At 37.4% G+C, this 15564-nt stretch carries 14 protein-coding genes and 2 pseudogenes; 4 read left to right on the top strand and 12 right to left on the bottom strand.

Features of this window, described 5'->3' with window-relative positions:
* Nucleotides 1-104 precede the first annotated feature (104 nt).
* The 3 genes from rpsO to uvrB form a co-directional block, all read right to left on the bottom strand.
* The gene (gene rpsO / locus EIH20_RS01715; RefSeq protein WP_124057634.1) at nt 105-374 is read right to left on the bottom strand and encodes a 30S ribosomal protein S15; all 270 of its coding nucleotides are present in this window, start codon (nt 372-374) and stop codon (nt 105-107) included.
* Nucleotides 375-722: 348 nt separating this feature from the next.
* A complete protein-coding gene (locus EIH20_RS01710) occupies nt 723-2753 on the bottom strand; it encodes an acyltransferase family protein (RefSeq protein WP_124057633.1) in 2031 nt (676 codons plus the stop codon).
* Between the two features lie 112 nt (nt 2754-2865).
* The gene (gene uvrB, locus EIH20_RS01705) at nt 2866-4857 is read right to left on the bottom strand and encodes an excinuclease ABC subunit UvrB (RefSeq protein ID WP_124057632.1); all 1992 of its coding nucleotides are present in this window, start codon (nt 4855-4857) and stop codon (nt 2866-2868) included.
* A gap of 238 nt (nt 4858-5095) precedes the next feature.
* Between uvrB and rpsT the strand changes: the two genes are divergently transcribed.
* Nucleotides 5096-5359, top strand: a complete 264-nt coding sequence (rpsT, locus tag EIH20_RS01700; RefSeq protein ID WP_124057631.1) for a 30S ribosomal protein S20 — start codon at nt 5096-5098, stop codon at nt 5357-5359.
* Between the two features lie 49 nt (nt 5360-5408).
* Here the strand turns inward: rpsT and holA are convergent, their stop codons facing one another.
* Nucleotides 5409-6425 (bottom strand): DNA polymerase III subunit delta, encoded by a 1017-nt coding sequence (holA, locus tag EIH20_RS01695; protein ID WP_124057630.1) that lies wholly within the window; start codon nt 6423-6425, stop codon nt 5409-5411.
* Between the two features lie 128 nt (nt 6426-6553).
* On the opposite strand from holA, the pseudogene EIH20_RS08525 reads away from it, so the two are divergent.
* Nucleotides 6554-7279 (top strand): annotated as a pseudogene (locus tag EIH20_RS08525) (gamma-glutamyl-gamma-aminobutyrate hydrolase family protein).
* 130 nt (nt 7280-7409) lie between these two features.
* On the opposite strand, the gene EIH20_RS01680 reads toward EIH20_RS08525, so the two are convergent.
* The 5 genes from EIH20_RS01680 to EIH20_RS01660 form a co-directional block, all read right to left on the bottom strand.
* Nucleotides 7410-8684: a sensor histidine kinase gene (locus EIH20_RS01680; RefSeq protein WP_164470836.1), complete on the bottom strand. Its 1275-nt coding sequence runs from the start codon at nt 8682-8684 to the stop codon at nt 7410-7412.
* A gap of 68 nt (nt 8685-8752) precedes the next feature.
* Nucleotides 8753-9424 carry a response regulator transcription factor gene (locus tag EIH20_RS01675; RefSeq protein ID WP_124057626.1) on the bottom strand — a complete coding sequence of 224 codons (672 nt, stop codon included), beginning with the start codon at nt 9422-9424 and terminating at the stop codon, nt 8753-8755.
* A 2-nt stretch (nt 9425-9426) separates the two neighbouring features.
* Nucleotides 9427-10140: an ABC-2 family transporter permease gene (locus tag EIH20_RS01670; RefSeq protein ID WP_124057625.1), complete on the bottom strand. Its 714-nt coding sequence runs from the start codon at nt 10138-10140 to the stop codon at nt 9427-9429.
* A 4-nt stretch (nt 10141-10144) separates the two neighbouring features.
* Nucleotides 10145-10891, bottom strand: coding sequence for a lantibiotic immunity ABC transporter MutE/EpiE family permease subunit (locus EIH20_RS01665; protein ID WP_124057624.1), 747 nt, complete (start codon nt 10889-10891; stop codon nt 10145-10147).
* Nucleotides 10888-11589 (bottom strand): lantibiotic protection ABC transporter ATP-binding subunit, encoded by a 702-nt coding sequence (locus EIH20_RS01660; protein ID WP_124057623.1) that lies wholly within the window; start codon nt 11587-11589, stop codon nt 10888-10890. The genes EIH20_RS01665 and EIH20_RS01660 overlap by 4 nt, the downstream gene beginning before the upstream one ends.
* Before the next feature lie 149 nt (nt 11590-11738).
* Between EIH20_RS01660 and EIH20_RS08720 the strand changes: the two are divergent.
* Nucleotides 11739-11900 (top strand): annotated as a pseudogene (locus EIH20_RS08720) (DUF3923 family protein); the annotation flags it as partial.
* A gap of 206 nt (nt 11901-12106) precedes the next feature.
* On the opposite strand, the gene EIH20_RS01650 reads toward EIH20_RS08720, so the two are convergent.
* From EIH20_RS01650 to EIH20_RS01640, 3 genes are read right to left on the bottom strand one after another with little or no spacing between them, the layout of a single operon-like run.
* Nucleotides 12107-12421: a glycine cleavage system H family protein gene (locus EIH20_RS01650; protein ID WP_124057622.1), complete on the bottom strand. Its 315-nt coding sequence runs from the start codon at nt 12419-12421 to the stop codon at nt 12107-12109.
* Nucleotides 12422-12435: 14 nt separating this feature from the next.
* On the bottom strand, nt 12436-13635 hold the full coding sequence (locus EIH20_RS01645) for an FtsW/RodA/SpoVE family cell cycle protein (protein ID WP_124057621.1): 1200 nt from the start codon (nt 13633-13635) through the stop codon (nt 12436-12438).
* A gap of 31 nt (nt 13636-13666) precedes the next feature.
* Nucleotides 13667-14623: a YihY/virulence factor BrkB family protein gene (locus tag EIH20_RS01640; protein WP_124057620.1), complete on the bottom strand. Its 957-nt coding sequence runs from the start codon at nt 14621-14623 to the stop codon at nt 13667-13669.
* Nucleotides 14624-14800: 177 nt separating this feature from the next.
* On the opposite strand from EIH20_RS01640, the gene EIH20_RS01635 reads away from it, so the two are divergent.
* Complete coding sequence (locus tag EIH20_RS01635) at nt 14801-15496, top strand: histidine phosphatase family protein (RefSeq protein WP_124057619.1); 696 nt, start codon at nt 14801-14803, stop codon at nt 15494-15496.
* Nucleotides 15497-15564 lie beyond the last annotated feature (68 nt).

Below are 15564 nucleotides of genomic sequence, written 5' to 3'. Positions count from 1 at the left end.
AGCTCGTTCTTATTCTTGGCTCATACTTGTATAGTAGCAGTCTCCTTACCCTATCATACCACAAAAAAATAAGGATGGCAGTCTGCCATCCTTAATTGACGGAATTAACGACGTAAACCTAAACGTTGAATTAATTCACGATAACGTTGAATATCTTTGTCACGCAAGTATGCTAACAAATTACGACGGTGACCTACTTTTTTCATAAGTCCACGGTATGAATGGAAATCTTTCTTGTGTGTACGAATGTGATCGTTTAACACATTGATTTCTTCAGTCAAAACAGCAATTTGTACTTCTGGAGAACCAGTATCTCCTTCGTGGGTAGCATATTCACGAATAATTTCGTTTTTGCGTTCTTTTGATAATGACATTCCCTTCACCTCTTTCTTAAAGATATGCCTGCTGCCTAGTAAAACGTTGGTGACTCGTCAAACAAAGCACAGGTCAGATTTGTGTAGCCGAACATCGATAAAAGCAACAAACGACCACTGGTCATTAATATACCGCAATCCCCTCGTTATTTCAAGAAGATTTTGCGCAAATTTGAGCATAATAAAAATTTTTTCTAACAGCTGTTCCATTTTCAACATAACAGGGGCCAAATAAGCAAAATGATCTATGAATTAAATAATGACTCATCGAAAACAATAGCAAGAAAACTTAAAAACGGATCACCCTTCCCTTTTTGGAATGTGATCCGAATTTATAGTTGTTCTTATTTATTGTTGTTTTTGGTTGAGAGCTTCCATCATAGTCCGGGCTACTAAACCAACGAACTCGTTACAGCCTTCAACACTAAAGTGAATGTCGTCTTCCGCATACCACTCTGGATGACCTTGTGAGTAGGAGTACCAATCTACCACGTGGGCATTCGAATATTTATCCGCTGTATCTTGGATAATCTTATTCACACTGGCAAGATGATCAACAGCCGAGTTAGTATTGACCCAGAAGACTTGACGGTCACCAGCGATTTTCATAAATTCATCGACTGATTCTTGGTCTAGGCCGAGATTGGTACCAAGGATAACCACCACGTTTTCAGCCACTTGACCTGATTGCACATATTCTTGGAAAATCGGTAAGGCATCCCAGATCTGCAAGCTCACCTTGCCATAGAAGTCACCTTTAGTAAAGGCCGTCACCAAGAAGTCGCCCGTCCGTCTTGCCTGTGAGTCACCGAAAAGAAAGACCGGTGTCTTAGCGGCAAAGGCAATTTCATATGGTGACATGACAGCTGCCATTTCAGGGCTTTTCTCACGTAAAGCATCTACTTCTTGACGATTCTCTTCAATCGCTCTCTGTAACTCAGCCATATTACTTTCGCTTGCTGACAACATGTTATCGATTAATTGGCGCCCCGTTTGTTGTTCTTTCTGAATAAAACTTGATTGATATTTCTTATCCAAACCAGCCAATTGATCATGAACTTCGATTAACGGAACTGCTTGCGGAAAAACTTTCTCCATCTTATGACTGGTCAAATATTCTTGATATTCTAATTGGAACAAGGCTGGTCGTTGATGATTACGCAAATTAGCCGCCCCAGCTAGGAAAAGAATAAAAATCACACAAGAAACAAGAAATTTACCAAAATCGGCATCCATTTTAAAATTTGGCTTAATATGGTCTTTCAACTTAGCCCAGTCTTGTTTGAAATTCAAAGAAGGACCAAACCAGATTCCCCACTGGTCTTTCTCAACTAAACGATAGAATAAATCGCCTATAAGCCAAATTAGGACCAATGCAATCAAGACAGCCAAACGATTATCCTGGATGAGTCGAATATTCTTCGATACAAAGACTGTCACCGGATAATACCAAAGATAATATGAGTAAGATCGTTTGCCGAGATAGGTCAAAGGCTTGAAACTCAAGCCTTTACGAATAATGGGAATTCCAATTACGATCGCAAAGACCACTAATAAACTCAACATATTAAAGGTTGGCATCCAGACTAAATACGTAAAAGCTTCCTTATCTAAGGCATTCAAACAAAGCCATAACATACTTATAAAGGACAAGGTACCCATAATCGTATAGAACATGAGTTTGTTGACCATGTTATGAAAGAAATTGAGTACCGTCGGTGTAAAATAAGCCACCGAAATACCGGCTGCAAATGAAGCAAAACGTGTTTCCAATCCATAGTAAACCCGAGATGGATCTTGACCTGGTTTGAAGAGAAAGGCTACTAGAACATGCGAAGCAAACATCAACAAGAGCCAAAAAATGGCCTTTTGGGGCACATTCATTTTTAGTCGTTTGGTCAAATAGAATAAGGGAATGGCCACTAGGAAGAACTGAAGATACAAGGCACTATACCACAGGTGGGTAAATGGCGAGGCATCAGCCATCTTCACAAAATAAGATCGACCGGCTAAAATTTGATAGAAATTATTCACAAATAAGCTACTCGACCAGACATCATTGCCAATAAAATGCAATTCCACGGGATTAAAGACAAACAAGCCCGCTAATAAAATCATCATAAAGAAAACGAGCGGCACAAATAAACGAATAAAGGTATGACGGAGATAGTGACCTAGTTTAGCCCAGTCAAATGTATCGGTTCCTGCCCCAATGGCTTCTAATTTCCGCACATAAAAATAACCGGCCAACACGAAAAAGGTGTTCACCATTAAGAAACCACCTGGCACCTGTTTAGGTAGCAAATGGTACAATACAACTAATAGGATAGCTAAGCCTTTTAAGCCATCAAAACTGCTGATCCGTTTCTTTTGCTTCATCTTCTCACTCTTTCATGCATTACATGTACAGCCATTATAGTGGATTATTCTTATTTTGACACAAAGATTCCTAAAAAAATTGTGTTTTTTTTGTGAAGAAAATCCACTCTTTCTATTTCATATTAAAGCGGGCTTTTAATTCTAGAATCATGTCTCTTAATTGAGCAGCCGTCTCGAAATTCAAATCTTTGGCCGCTTGCTTCATCTCCATGGTTAAGCGCTCCATCTGCTCTTCTTTTTGCTGACGAGATAGTTGCTTAAAGGTAGCGACCACGTTACTTGCTTTCTCTTCGCCTTCAACTTCATGGGTAATTCGAATTAAATCACGAATTTCTTTCTTGATGGTTTTCGGTGTGATGCCATGTTCTTTATTGTAAGCCATTTGAACTTGGCGTCGTCGTTCCGTTTCATCTAAAGCATATTGCATCGATTTAGTAATTGTGTCGGCATACATAATAACGCGCCCTTCCGCGTTCCGAGCGGCCCGGCCGATGGTTTGAATCAAGGATCGCTCACTGCGCAAGAAGCCCTCTTTATCGGCGTCTAAGATAGCCACTAAAGAAACTTCCGGTACATCGAGCCCTTCCCTAAGGAGGTTAATTCCGACTAAAACATCAAAGACACCCAAACGCAAATCACGAATAATTTCGGTTCGCTCTAGAGTTTTAATATCGCTATGAAGGTACTTCACTTTAATATCAAGCTCTTTTAGATAATCGGTCAAGTCTTCCGACATCTTTTTGGTTAATGTGGTGATAAAAACCCGTTCTTGCCGTTCAACGCGTAGATTGATTTCTTTAATTAAATCATCAATTTGACCTTGAATAGGACGTACTTCCACCACTGGATCCAACAAGCCAGTTGGCCGAATAATCTGCTCTACCACTTCGTGATTGGTATGGTCTAATTCATAAGGTCCCGGTGTTGCGGAAATATATAGAATCTGATTGACTCGTTCTTCAAACTCTTCCAAACGCAATGGCCGATTGTCCAAGGCACTTGGCAAACGGAAACCATAGTCAATCAATTGCTGTTTACGAGCTTGGTCCCCGTTAAACATCCCTCGTATTTGCGACATGGTAATATGCGATTCATCGACTACCACCAAATAATCATCAGGGAAGAAATCCAACAACGTATATGGTGCTTGTCCTGGTAAACGTCCATCCATATGACGAGAATAATTTTCAATTCCTGAGCAGTAACCCATCTCAAGTAACATTTCGATATCATAGTTGGTCCGTTGTTCTAAACGTTGGGCCTCAAGAAGTTTATTTTCTGCTCGTAGTTCAGCCAGTCTCTCTTCCAATTCAGCGCGAATCGATTCCACCGCCGATAATACTTGATCGTTATTCGCAACAAAGTGAGTGGCTGGATAGATTGGATAATGATCCACATCCATCTTAATTTCGCCAGTCAAAACATCAACTATGCGAATCCGGTCAATCTCATCACCAAAGAATTCAATTCGCAAGACTTCACTGTCCCGCGAAGCCGTGAAAATCTCTAATACATCCCCTCGAACTCGGAAAGTCCCCCGTTGAAAGTCAATATCATTACGGACAAACTGCATCTCAACTAAGCGAGACAAGATAGCTTGCCGGCTTACCTCTTGCCCTTTTCGAACGGATAAGACATGTTCCTTATAGTTCTTAGGATCGACCAATCCATAAATACATGACACCGAAGCCACAACAATAACATCTCGTCGTTCTAACAAGGCTGACGATGCTGAGTGACGCAACTTATCAATCTCATCATTGACGCTAGACTCTTTCTCGATATAGGTATCAGATGAAGGAACATAAGCCTCAGGTTGATAGTAATCATAATAAGAGACAAAATACTCAACCGCATTATTCGGAAAGAATTCCAATAACTCACTATAGAGTTGACCTGCCAGAGTTTTATTATGAGCTAAGACAAGGGTTGGTTTTTGCACTTCTTGAATCACATTGGCTACGGTAAAGGTCTTACCAGTCCCTGTTGCCCCTAGCAAAACTTGTTCCCGTTTGCCAGCTTCAATACCAGCCACTAATTCTTTAATGGCTTGAGGTTGGTCCCCACTGGGTTGATAAGGGGAAACGACTTTAAATTCGGTCATCTTTACATCATCCTAACTGTTCAACAAATTTGTCTAGCGACTTTCTCATCTTTTATCATACCGAAGAATTGGCTAAAAGACTAGCAAACCGACTATCGCTCAAGCGAAAAATCAGAATTAGTTGGGGAACTTTTCATCTTTTTATTGCCAGACCTTCCATCTTTCATGTATAATGTTTCTTGTTGACTAAGTTCAAACGAACTTCATACACAATTATAAATGAAAGAGGTGACTCAGCATGGCAAATAACGCATCAGCAATCAAACGTATCCGTCAAACCGCTACTAAAACTGACGCTAACCGTGCCCACGTCGCAGGTATGCGTACAGCGATTAAACGTTTCCGTTCAGCAGTTGAAAATGGCGAAGAAAATGTAGCAGAATTATTAAACGTTGCTATTAAAGAAATCGACAGCGCTGCATCAAAAGGTTTAATTCACTCTAATAAAGCAGCTCGTGACAAATCACGTTTAAGCAAATTAATGAACAAGAAAGAAGCTTAATGTCTTCTAACTAAATAAGCCCTTCAGCTAAGCTGGAGGGCTTATTTTTTTATAGATGAACGGATTTAGTAAGTAAGAGATAGAAATACGTTTCTTTAATACCTATCCCGGTCTTCATTTGATAATCAGCCTCGATTAGTTCTTGATAAAAATCGACCAAGCGACTTAATTCAATGGACCGCCCCGCTTGTAAGGCTAATTTAACTCGGTAAGGGTGGATACTCAATTGTTTAGCCATATCCGATTCTAATAAACCGGTTTGGGCAAGAATTTTCGTTTGAATCATCAAGCGAAATTGAGCCACAATTAAAGCATGCAAGGCGATTGGTTCATGTTTCATCAAGAGTAGATCCTGATATATTTGGGCCGCTGCTTGAACTTGATGGGCTAACAAGGCATTGGTCAACTCAAAGACATCCGTCTCCAAGGTGCGAGGCACCAATTGACGCACTACTTCTAAGGTCACCGTCTTTCCTGAACTGGCATAAGCGCGGAGCTTGGATAATTCATTCATGGCATCGGTGAGCTGATAATGGACACGAACAAGGAGTTCATTGACCGCTTCTCGACTCATCTCCATATTTTCATATTCCATATAGGTAGATATATAGCGACTTACTTGCTTGGCATCCAAAGGACTTACATCAACAAAACAAGTCTTGGCTTGCATGGCTTTAGTTAGTTTCTTGCGTTTATCCAATTGATCTTGGTTCATCATAAAAATTAAGACACTTGCCTCGTTAGGTTGGTCTAAATAAGCCATAAGCCGAGCTTGTTGACTGTCGCTTAATTTTTGCTTAGGTTGAGCCGTAAGGAAACTCGCATTTTCAGCAATAATAATGCGACGATCAGCAAAGAAGGAATACATCTCCGCTTCATCGAGAACTTGGTCAAGACTGACTTCGTCTAAGTCTAATTTTGTCACATCGGCCTCCTGCTCTTGATGGCAAAGATCCAGTAAGGTATGGAGAAAATCTTGTTGTAAAAATATTTCTGAGCCCCATATGCAATAAATAGGAGCTAAATTCTCTGCACTAAGGGCTTGTTTAGCTTGCTGATAATCCAACTTAATCCCTCCTTCAATAGGTTTATTATACCTTATTCGACTTTATTTGCCTTCACTAAATTATGCTTTACTTTTCATCAAGGGTCAATTAGAATCAAGCTAATCTAAATGATGAAAGAAGGTATTTTATGCGCCCAGTCATCGGCATTTGTTGCAGTAGCCAACTGCTAAAAAATGATCAATATGATCCCTTCCCGATTAACTATTCGCCACGTGGGTTTAGTCAAGCAGTCCAACTAGCTGGCGGTCTCCCCCTTTTGATTCCAATAAGTCCTGAACAAGATGCAGCCGATTATATCCACCTTTTAGATGGCCTCATTCTAGCAGGCTGACACGATGTCAGCCCCCACTATTATCAGCAAAAGCCAAATCTAAAGCTAGGAGCCACTCATCCAGAACGAGATCAGATTGAATTCGCCCTCCTTGACCAGGCAATCCAACAAGGCAAAGCCATTCTCGGTGTTTGCCGAGGACACCAATTAATCAACCTCTATTTTGGTGGCAGTCTCTATCAAGACCTCAGCGAAAACCCTCAGTTTAAGATTCAACACTTGCAAAATACGCAACCGATTTACCCGACTCATTCGGTTACTATCCAATCGGATTCCCATTTGAGTCACATTCTACCAAAAGAATTGCAGGTGAATTCCATCCATCACCAAGCGATTAAAGACTTAGGTCAATCCTTAAAAGTGAGTGCCTTGAGTCCTGATGGCTTAATCGAGGCTACCGAATCACTAACCGATCAGCACTCGATTGTCACAGTTCAATGGCACCCTGAATTGACTTACGATCGCTTGGCTTCTAGTCTTGGGCTATTCCAAGATTTAGTTGCTCGGAGTCAGATTGGGTAATTGGTTATCAAAATAGTCTATTTATATAATTCATAAAATTTATAATTAATATAATAATACCCCACACAAGCCTATTAGGAAGTGTGAGGTATTAATTTTATTTAGGGAATAACAGGTCTTTAAAAGGAGGTTATTCTAAACTACTTATATTTTTATCAAAATGAATTTTGACTTTCGCACCAATAATTTTATTATTTTTGACACGGTTATTTATTATCAATTGTCCTTTGTTTTTCTTCAACCAATAATTTGATAAATATAATCCCATTCCTTGGTGAAAGTCTTCCGCTTTTCTAGAAGAAAATACTTGCTTCCCAATCAAATCTAAGCACTTTTCAGGAAAACCGGGACCTTCATCCTCTATATTAATTTCATAGTATAATGGGGCATCAATAAATTGTATGCTAATTGTTGAACCAGAATAGCTAAAATCGAGAGCATTATTCACAATATTAGTTAAAGAATTCCAGATCTCAATAGGGTTTATCTGTACACTTGATGTTTCTACTTTTTTAATCTTAATTATGACATCTCTATTTAAAGCCATTTGTTTCATTTCTGTAATCCATTTTGTTAACAGTTCAAGATTGAAATCAACTATATTCTGATGTTCATCCTGAGGAGAATTGACCAGATACAATAGCTCCTCCATTCGGTTAACACCTTTTTGCAACTGTATGGCGGCTCTATTCTTATCGTCTTCATTTTCAGATTCCAAAAACAAATCCAGGTTTCCCTTCACTAAAGTAATTGGAGTCCGAATGTCGTGAGAAAGAGTTTGCAATAGGATTTTTTGTTCATCTTGAATTTTCCATTGTTTCTTCAGTGATTGAACTAACCCCTCTTTTACATTATTTAATGAATCTAGCACACGTTGAACTTCTATTATTTTTGAAGATGGAACAATCATTTCTAAATTAAGTTTTTCAATTTCCTGATTAACTTCTGTGATTTTTTTTAGTTCGCGTTTTATTTTATTCGAAAATAGTCGTGTTATTAATACAAAAGTTAACAACCAAATAAGAAAAAAAGACAGAAAAAATACAAACTCAGCATTAGGTAAATAGTAACGCAAAACTGGCGACTTAAAGTCTGCCTGTAGTTGATATTTAACATAATATACTTGCTTACTATTGCCTATCTTTCGATAGATGTTCGGACCGAAAAGTTGCCCTTCTACAATAGTGTCATTCAGTCTCATATTTTCAAATTTCTGAATTTCTTGTCTAGAAAAACAAGATGTATTGACGTCTTTCTTTTTTTGATTCATAACATTAAGTGTATTTGGAAAAGCAGATTCATCAATTTTCTGATTTTTTATTTTTTCTTCTATTCGATCCACTATTTTTTCTGAATAATTTGCAGAAAGAATAAAACCAGATTGAATTCCAATATTAAAAATCATTAAAATAATAAATGCATTGAGTAGAAATATCATAACAATGCTAGTAGCGTAGTAATATAACACTCTTTTTAAGGAATAATTTCCCATTTATAGCCTATCCCCCACACTGTACGAATTGGATTTACTCCATACTGTCTAAATTGTTGTCGAATTTGTTTAATTCTTTCTGTTATGGAAGTTTGATAATCACCTTGACCATCCATACCATATAAAAAATTGTAAATGGATTCTTTAGTAAAAGTTTGTTCCTTATTTTTCATTAACAACTCGCAAATCAGATACTCGGACATTGTTAGATTTATAGCAAACTCATCAACATAGAATTGTTTTGCTTTTAAATCACAAGCAATTGGTCCGTCAATTAATCGCGAGCGTTTGACCCTTTGTTCACGACGCAAGTGTGCATCCACCCTAGCTCTTAATTCATTATTTGAAAATGGTTTTACAATATAATCATCTGCACCAATACTTAATCCCATTACTATATCTTCTTCAAAATCACGCGCAGTTAAAAAAATAACAGGTGCATCAATTAAATACCGTTTTTGAGATAAAAATTCAAATCCATTTTGGCTTGGCATCATTACATCTAAAATGATTAACTCTGCAATCAATAATTCATTATCTGAGACTTTTAAAGGTGAATTAACCAACTTTACTATATGACCCTGACGAACTAATACAGCTTCTATAAGTTCTAATAAATCTTCGTCATCATCAATCACAAGTATGTAGCTCATTTCTACTCCTCCAATTCTCTTGGACCTTGCCATTCATTATACCAAATTGAAGTTAATACTAAACTGGTGATAACAACCACACTATTTATCAGTGCTAAATTCATATAACTTTGATATTCATCATAAACTAATTTTGATGGCCAAACCCAGGGTAAATATTTCCAGATTCCAATACCTAATTCTGTTGAACTTAAAAGAATGGCGGATAATGTGAAAAAGGCTGATAGAAATACCGAAAAAGAAGTCCCCAAACTTACACTCACTATCATATATAGAACTATGACTTCTAAAAGATAAAATATTTGAATAGCACTATTAAAAATTAAAACTATGTCTACCTGCCAAAATCCAAGCATCTTTCCCACACAAATATAAAGCCCGTAAGATAAACTTATCTCGAATATTACAATACCTAAAATATAGATAAAGTGACTTAACCACATCTTGATCCTACTTACACCAATTCTTAATTCATAGGCATAAAAAGTTATCAATTCATGTTCAAAATGAATAGGAATTGCGATACCTAAACAAAATAATGTCGAAATAGATAATATATATTCAAAGTATCTTTGCAACAATTCATCTTGGATTCTTGACCATGTTATTTTGATTAGAATAATCATTCCAATTAATAAAAAGGGTAACAATAGATAGGCTAAGCGTTCGATTCCTCTCTTAGATTTAATAAAATGACTTTTGAGTATGTTTAACACTTTATCACTCCTTGTCTTTTTGCCATAGGCCAAGAAAAATAAATAGACAGAATACACCTATACTCAAAATTATGCCAATAAATAAATTATTTAAATCTAAAAATGGATGATTACTTGGTAAAAATGTTCCATTTGGATGAACTTTCGCAGTCACTGCCATCAATCTCATAGTGTAAGCCCAAGGATAAAAGACCCAAAAAGATTTAACTGCCATTAGAGCAGCAGGAATAAAATTCAGTACTAAAGCTAGGACATAGACTAATGCAGAGGGAACCCGTTTTACTAGTACTAAGCATATACCCACTGTAGGTAAAGAACCTATAGTTAAGCATAAACAAGACAAAATTAGTTGACTAAGATTTAAATACGATTTAATTATCAACGTATTCATTAAAAAAATTAATAAACCCGATAAGCTGATGATAAAAAACAACTGTATTACTAAAATTATACTTTTCGCAAGAAAAGTTTGCAGATTTGAAATATTATGGCTTTTATACAACATTTGATGAATTGGCTTTTCACGAGACCAGATATTCACTACCAATATAGCAATCAAAATAGGCAAAATTAAAGTTGGAAACCAATTAAAGGCAACAGCCATTAAGTAACTTTTCCCTTCTGGATTCTCACCCATAAGCAATGTCATCGAATAACAAAACAAAACAAATATGATTGGACCTAACCATAAAAGTCGATGACTTGATGTGCGTTTCATTTTCAACCATTCTATTTTGATTAAATTTATCATAGTCCTTGCTCCTTGTTGATTAAATTCATAAATAAAGCTTCTAATTCCGTTTCATCTCCAGATTTGTTTCCTTCATATATTACTTTTCCGTTGTATATGATGCCTATTTTATCGGCTACATGTTGTACTTCACTTAACATATGACTTGATAAAATGACAGTAATCCCTTTTTTAGGAAAATTTGCAATCAATTCTCTCAATTCTTTAATCCCTATTGGATCTAATCCATTAGTTGGCTCATCTAATATTAATAAGTCAGGATTATTTAATAAAGCCATCGCTATACCAAGACGTTGTTTCATCCCTAATGAAAAATTTTTAACAATTTTATTACCTGTATTGGTCAAATTTACGTCGTGCAACACTTGCTCTATACGCTCAGGTTTTATGTTTAATAATTTAGCCAAGACTAATAAATTCTCATGAGCTGTTAAATTTGGATAAACAGCCGGCCCTTCAATCATGGCACCCATTTTATGAAGATGATCCTTAGACCATACTTGGTTATCAATTTTTATCTGTCCTGAATCCGCCTTTAAAACGCCCGTTAATATTTTTAAAGTTGTCGATTTTCCGGAACCATTAGGTCCTAATAATCCATATACCGTATTATTTTCAACATTAAGCGTAATATCTGTTAATACTGGGATGTTTTTGAATTTTTTCTTTATCCCAACCATTTCTACTTTATTCGTCATACTAATCCCTCCTATACTGACAATATATTCTTTAAATCTAACTAAAATATAATGACAGAGATTAGCTAAACCTTGAGATATTTTGGGACTGTAATATACTAAAAAATAATTATTATTGAAAGGAGCATTTTTTTGTTCATTGGAAATTCACCACAATTGTAGAATTCATTATTTTTATATTTAGCAACTTTTTTCTATGGTTTAGAGAAACGGATGGTTCAGGAACAGTAAATACACTTGAAGTTAAATTAATATCCATTTCCTTTTGGTGTCTATTTTTCTTAATTTTATTTGTTATTCAATTTGTTTGATTCAAAACCATAAAGAATAAAACAAAATAGATCTATTCTCGTTTTGATTGCTATCGACCAAGGTTTTAAACTTCTCAGACCTTTTTCCATTATTAATTAAGATCAAATATCCCTCAACAAGGCCAAAATTCTCCTAAGAAATTCTTCATTTATTGATATAAACAAAAAAAACGACCCATCAGGTCGTTTTTTGTTTATATCAAATACTAGAGTAGATTTGTATCCACTTGGGTCATCTTGACCAACCAATTAGCTGATGAGTCCGTTTCATTCAAGAGGCTAGGTTTGCCTTCAGCCGCTTGGTTGCGTTCCACAATTTGCCCACTTAAAGGTGAGGCTACTTCAATAGATGCCTTAGAGGCTTCTAGAACTAAGAGCGTATCGTCAACTTCAATCTTTCCCAATGGAGCAATACTAGCATAGGCTATATCCCCTGCCTCATCTTGCAAACTTGGAGTCAAGCCAATCGTAACAATCTCACCGTCTTGTTCAAGCCATAGTTGCTGAGTCTGTTTAATCATTGATTGCCTACTTTCTAATCGATGCCAAAGGCATCATTGTTACTAAACATATAAGAACGGTGGTGATACTTCATAGAAAGAATGAGGCCTACACCGATCATATTACTTAAGAGAGCCGATCCCCCTTGGGAAACAAAAGGAAGAGGTACCCCAGTAATCGGAAGCAACCCAATAGTCATACCAATGTTTTCTAAGATATGGAACATAATCATAGAAATAACACCGGTTGAGATATAGGTATAAAATTCATTTTTGGTTTCAAAACAAGTTTGGACCATTTGATAAATCAACATGAAGTAAATTAAAAGTAAGCCTGTTGAACCCAAGAAACCAAAATTCTCACCAATTGTCGTAAAAATAAAGTCCGATTCACGAACCGGCACGGTCACTTCCGAGACTCCAAACCCTTTACCAGCTAACTGGCCTGAACCAACGGCTTTAATCGATTGAGCCAATTGATAAGCATTACCTTGAGTATCACCGAAAGGATTCAACCAAGCTTCAATCCGACCAATTTGATAGGACTGAATCAAACCAGAGTTGATTAAAAATTCACGTTGGAAAGCAGCTAAATAAATCAGCAAGCCCCCAATAATTGTTCCAGCAGCCGCTACCGGCACAATGATTTTCCAGGAAACACCCGACAAAAGAATTAAACCAACTGTAATAGATAAGATAACAAGGTTGGTTCCTAAGTCGTTCTGCAACTGAATTAAGACCATCGGTGGTAAAGCGAACAAGGCCATCTTACCTAATAACATCCAATCTGACTTAATGGTTCGATGCGTATACTGATTATTATGTTCAGTAATAACCCTTGACATAAAGACAATATAGGCTGGTTTAAAAATTTCCGACGGTTGGAAAGAGAAAGGTCCGAAACGGAACCAAGAACGTGCACCCGTCGACAAGTGCATATCACGGTCATAAAAAAGCAAAACGGCAATCAGCAAGAGAATACCGAAACCGTAAAGGTAAGCCGATAACTTCCAATATTGCTCACTATCAAATTGAATGATAATAATGATGGCCATCGCACCAATCGCGTACCATAAGGCATGGAATAAAGTTGGTCGAATGTCAGCCCCTTCGATTAATGTGGTGGTTGCATAAACACTCAGCAAACCAATGATAGCTAAGATTAAGATGTTTAAGATAATGCCATAATCAATACGAGAATCCGATCCCACGGATTTATTACTAAGCTTGTTCATTAAGAACCGCCTTTCTAGACTTGGGTCTTACTTAATTTGGACGTTTATATACATGATTGGTAAAGCCCGGACGATGTTCGCTATGTTTGACAAAGTGCGGACTGGATGCGAAATAAGAGTCATAGACGCGTGTTTTAGCAACCATCTTCCAGAAAGATATCTCCTTGAAGTCATGCCAAAAGACATTAATATAAGCTCCTATCGCGATTACCATACCATTAAAGTATAGCCAAATCATGACAACAATCAAGACCCCAATCGTTGAATTTCCGGAGGCTTTATTGCCAGCAAAAGCCATATACACGCTGAATAATTGCGAGACCAAAACAAATCCAACTAAAGCAAATGAAGCTCCAGGGATAGCATATTTGAGCGGCCACTTTACATTAGGAATAAAATGGTAGAGAAAGACAAGGAGTGCAAAAAGACCCACGAGCCCTAAGATCCACCCTTGGTTAGAGATAAAATCAAGAATAGCGAGCTCAATATTAAAAGTTTCCAATAGAAAACGATAAATTGTCTCACCAAACAGCACCAAAACAGTAAAAGCGCCAATTAAAAGCACCATAAATAAAGTCGCCACATAAGCAAATAAGCGGGCTAAAATAAAATTTTTACGCACTTTGGCTTTATAAATATCATTGAGAATCCGTTGTAAGGTGTTAAACACATTCGAAGCGGGCCATAAGGAAATCACCAACCCCAAAGAAAAAACACCCGGAGAAGTATTCTTTAAATAGGATTGCAACATAGGTAGAATCACCTTGGCAACATCAGCCGGAATAGCTCCCTTCAAGGCCCCCATAATCTCTGCTTGAGACATAGGTAGGAAGGCAATCACGTTTGCAAAGGCTAAGAGAATCGGAATCGCTGCCCAAATAATAAAGAATGATAATTCAGCAGCATACGAGCCAAAGGCTAATTGGTCACTATTTAATTGAAAAGTTTTACTTAACTTCTCGGTTAGAGTTGGTTGCATGGCTTCCATTAGGATCCTCTCCTTCACTTTTCATATAAAATAGCCTATCATATTCAGTCCCTTTTTGCACATAATCCACTATATAGTCCATTAAATTTCAAACTTTGAATTAATCTGACGATTTCTTCGACAAGCATTGAATTCTTCGTATATAATGAAAGAGTAGTAAATTTGAGGAGGAATAGAATGGCAAACGGTGTAACATTTTACTTTATTCGACATGGTGAAACCTATTTGAACCGCTTCAATCGCTTTCAAGGTTGGGCCAATGCACCTCTTACTCCCGAAGGTGAAATTGATGTTCAACGCAGTGGCCGCGGTTTAGCCGATATCCGCTTTGACGCTGTCTATACGAGTGACTTAATGCGAACGATTGATACGGCTAATATCATTCTCTCAGAAAATAACCACGCAGAAGACCTAGCCATCGTGCCTATGTATGAATTTCGTGAAGTCTTCTTTGGTTACTATGAAGGACTTGAAGCCGGTCCAACTTGGCAAGCCCTTCAAGACGAAGTAAAAATCAAACACGGCCTACCTGCTGGTGACCGGAGTGATGTCGCTCAATTTATGAACTTAATGAAGGAAAAAGATCCTTCTGGCATGGCTGAAAATTATGTAGAATTCTGGAATCGGGTCGAAGCTGGTCTTATTAAGCTACTCAATAAGCACGCCGGCACTAACCAGAATATTCTCGTCGTCTGCCATGGCATGACCATTCGTAACCTACTAGATGGCTTAGTAGCTGACTTCAAACAAGCCGAACCGCTCAAGAATGCCTCCGCTTCTATCGTAAAATATATGGACGGTCAATTCCATCTACTAGCCTACAATCAAGTCGATCACTTTAAAGATATCGCCGAAGCGGCGGAAAATAAATAATACAATCCAACCAAACTAAGCTTAAAACAAAAAGGCCGAATAGACCGTCAGACAGAACTGGCAGCCTA

The sequence above is a fragment of the Vaginisenegalia massiliensis genome (assembly GCF_900604935.1).
GTDB lineage: Bacteria > Bacillota > Bacilli > Lactobacillales > Aerococcaceae > Vaginisenegalia > Vaginisenegalia massiliensis.
Note: the sequence above shows the minus strand (reverse complement) of the source record. Positions and strands in the feature narration are given on the sequence as shown.

What these genes read in the sequence shown, in the direction of transcription:
- EIH20_RS01665 (WP_124057624.1), bottom strand. Translation starts at nt 10,891, where the DNA reads ATGATAAATTTAATCAAAATAGAATGGTTGAAAATGAAACGCACATCA.
- EIH20_RS01675 (WP_124057626.1), bottom strand. Translation starts at nt 9,424, where the DNA reads ATGAGCTACATACTTGTGATTGATGATGACGAAGATTTATTAGAACTT.
- uvrB (WP_124057632.1), bottom strand. Translation starts at nt 4,857, where the DNA reads ATGACCGAATTTAAAGTCGTTTCCCCTTATCAACCCAGTGGGGACCAA.
- EIH20_RS01635 (WP_124057619.1), top strand. Translation starts at nt 14,801, where the DNA reads ATGGCAAACGGTGTAACATTTTACTTTATTCGACATGGTGAAACCTAT.
- EIH20_RS01680 (WP_164470836.1), bottom strand. Translation starts at nt 8,684, where the DNA reads ATGATTTTTAATATTGGAATTCAATCTGGTTTTATTCTTTCTGCAAAT.
- EIH20_RS01710 (WP_124057633.1), bottom strand. Translation starts at nt 2,753, where the DNA reads ATGAAGCAAAAGAAACGGATCAGCAGTTTTGATGGCTTAAAAGGCTTA.
- rpsO (WP_124057634.1), bottom strand. Translation starts at nt 374, where the DNA reads ATGTCATTATCAAAAGAACGCAAAAACGAAATTATTCGTGAATATGCT.
- rpsT (WP_124057631.1), top strand. Translation starts at nt 5,096, where the DNA reads ATGGCAAATAACGCATCAGCAATCAAACGTATCCGTCAAACCGCTACT.
- EIH20_RS01650 (WP_124057622.1), bottom strand. Translation starts at nt 12,421, where the DNA reads ATGATTAAACAGACTCAGCAACTATGGCTTGAACAAGACGGTGAGATT.
- EIH20_RS01645 (WP_124057621.1), bottom strand. Translation starts at nt 13,635, where the DNA reads ATGAACAAGCTTAGTAATAAATCCGTGGGATCGGATTCTCGTATTGAT.
- EIH20_RS01640 (WP_124057620.1), bottom strand. Translation starts at nt 14,623, where the DNA reads ATGGAAGCCATGCAACCAACTCTAACCGAGAAGTTAAGTAAAACTTTT.
- EIH20_RS01660 (WP_124057623.1), bottom strand. Translation starts at nt 11,589, where the DNA reads ATGACGAATAAAGTAGAAATGGTTGGGATAAAGAAAAAATTCAAAAAC.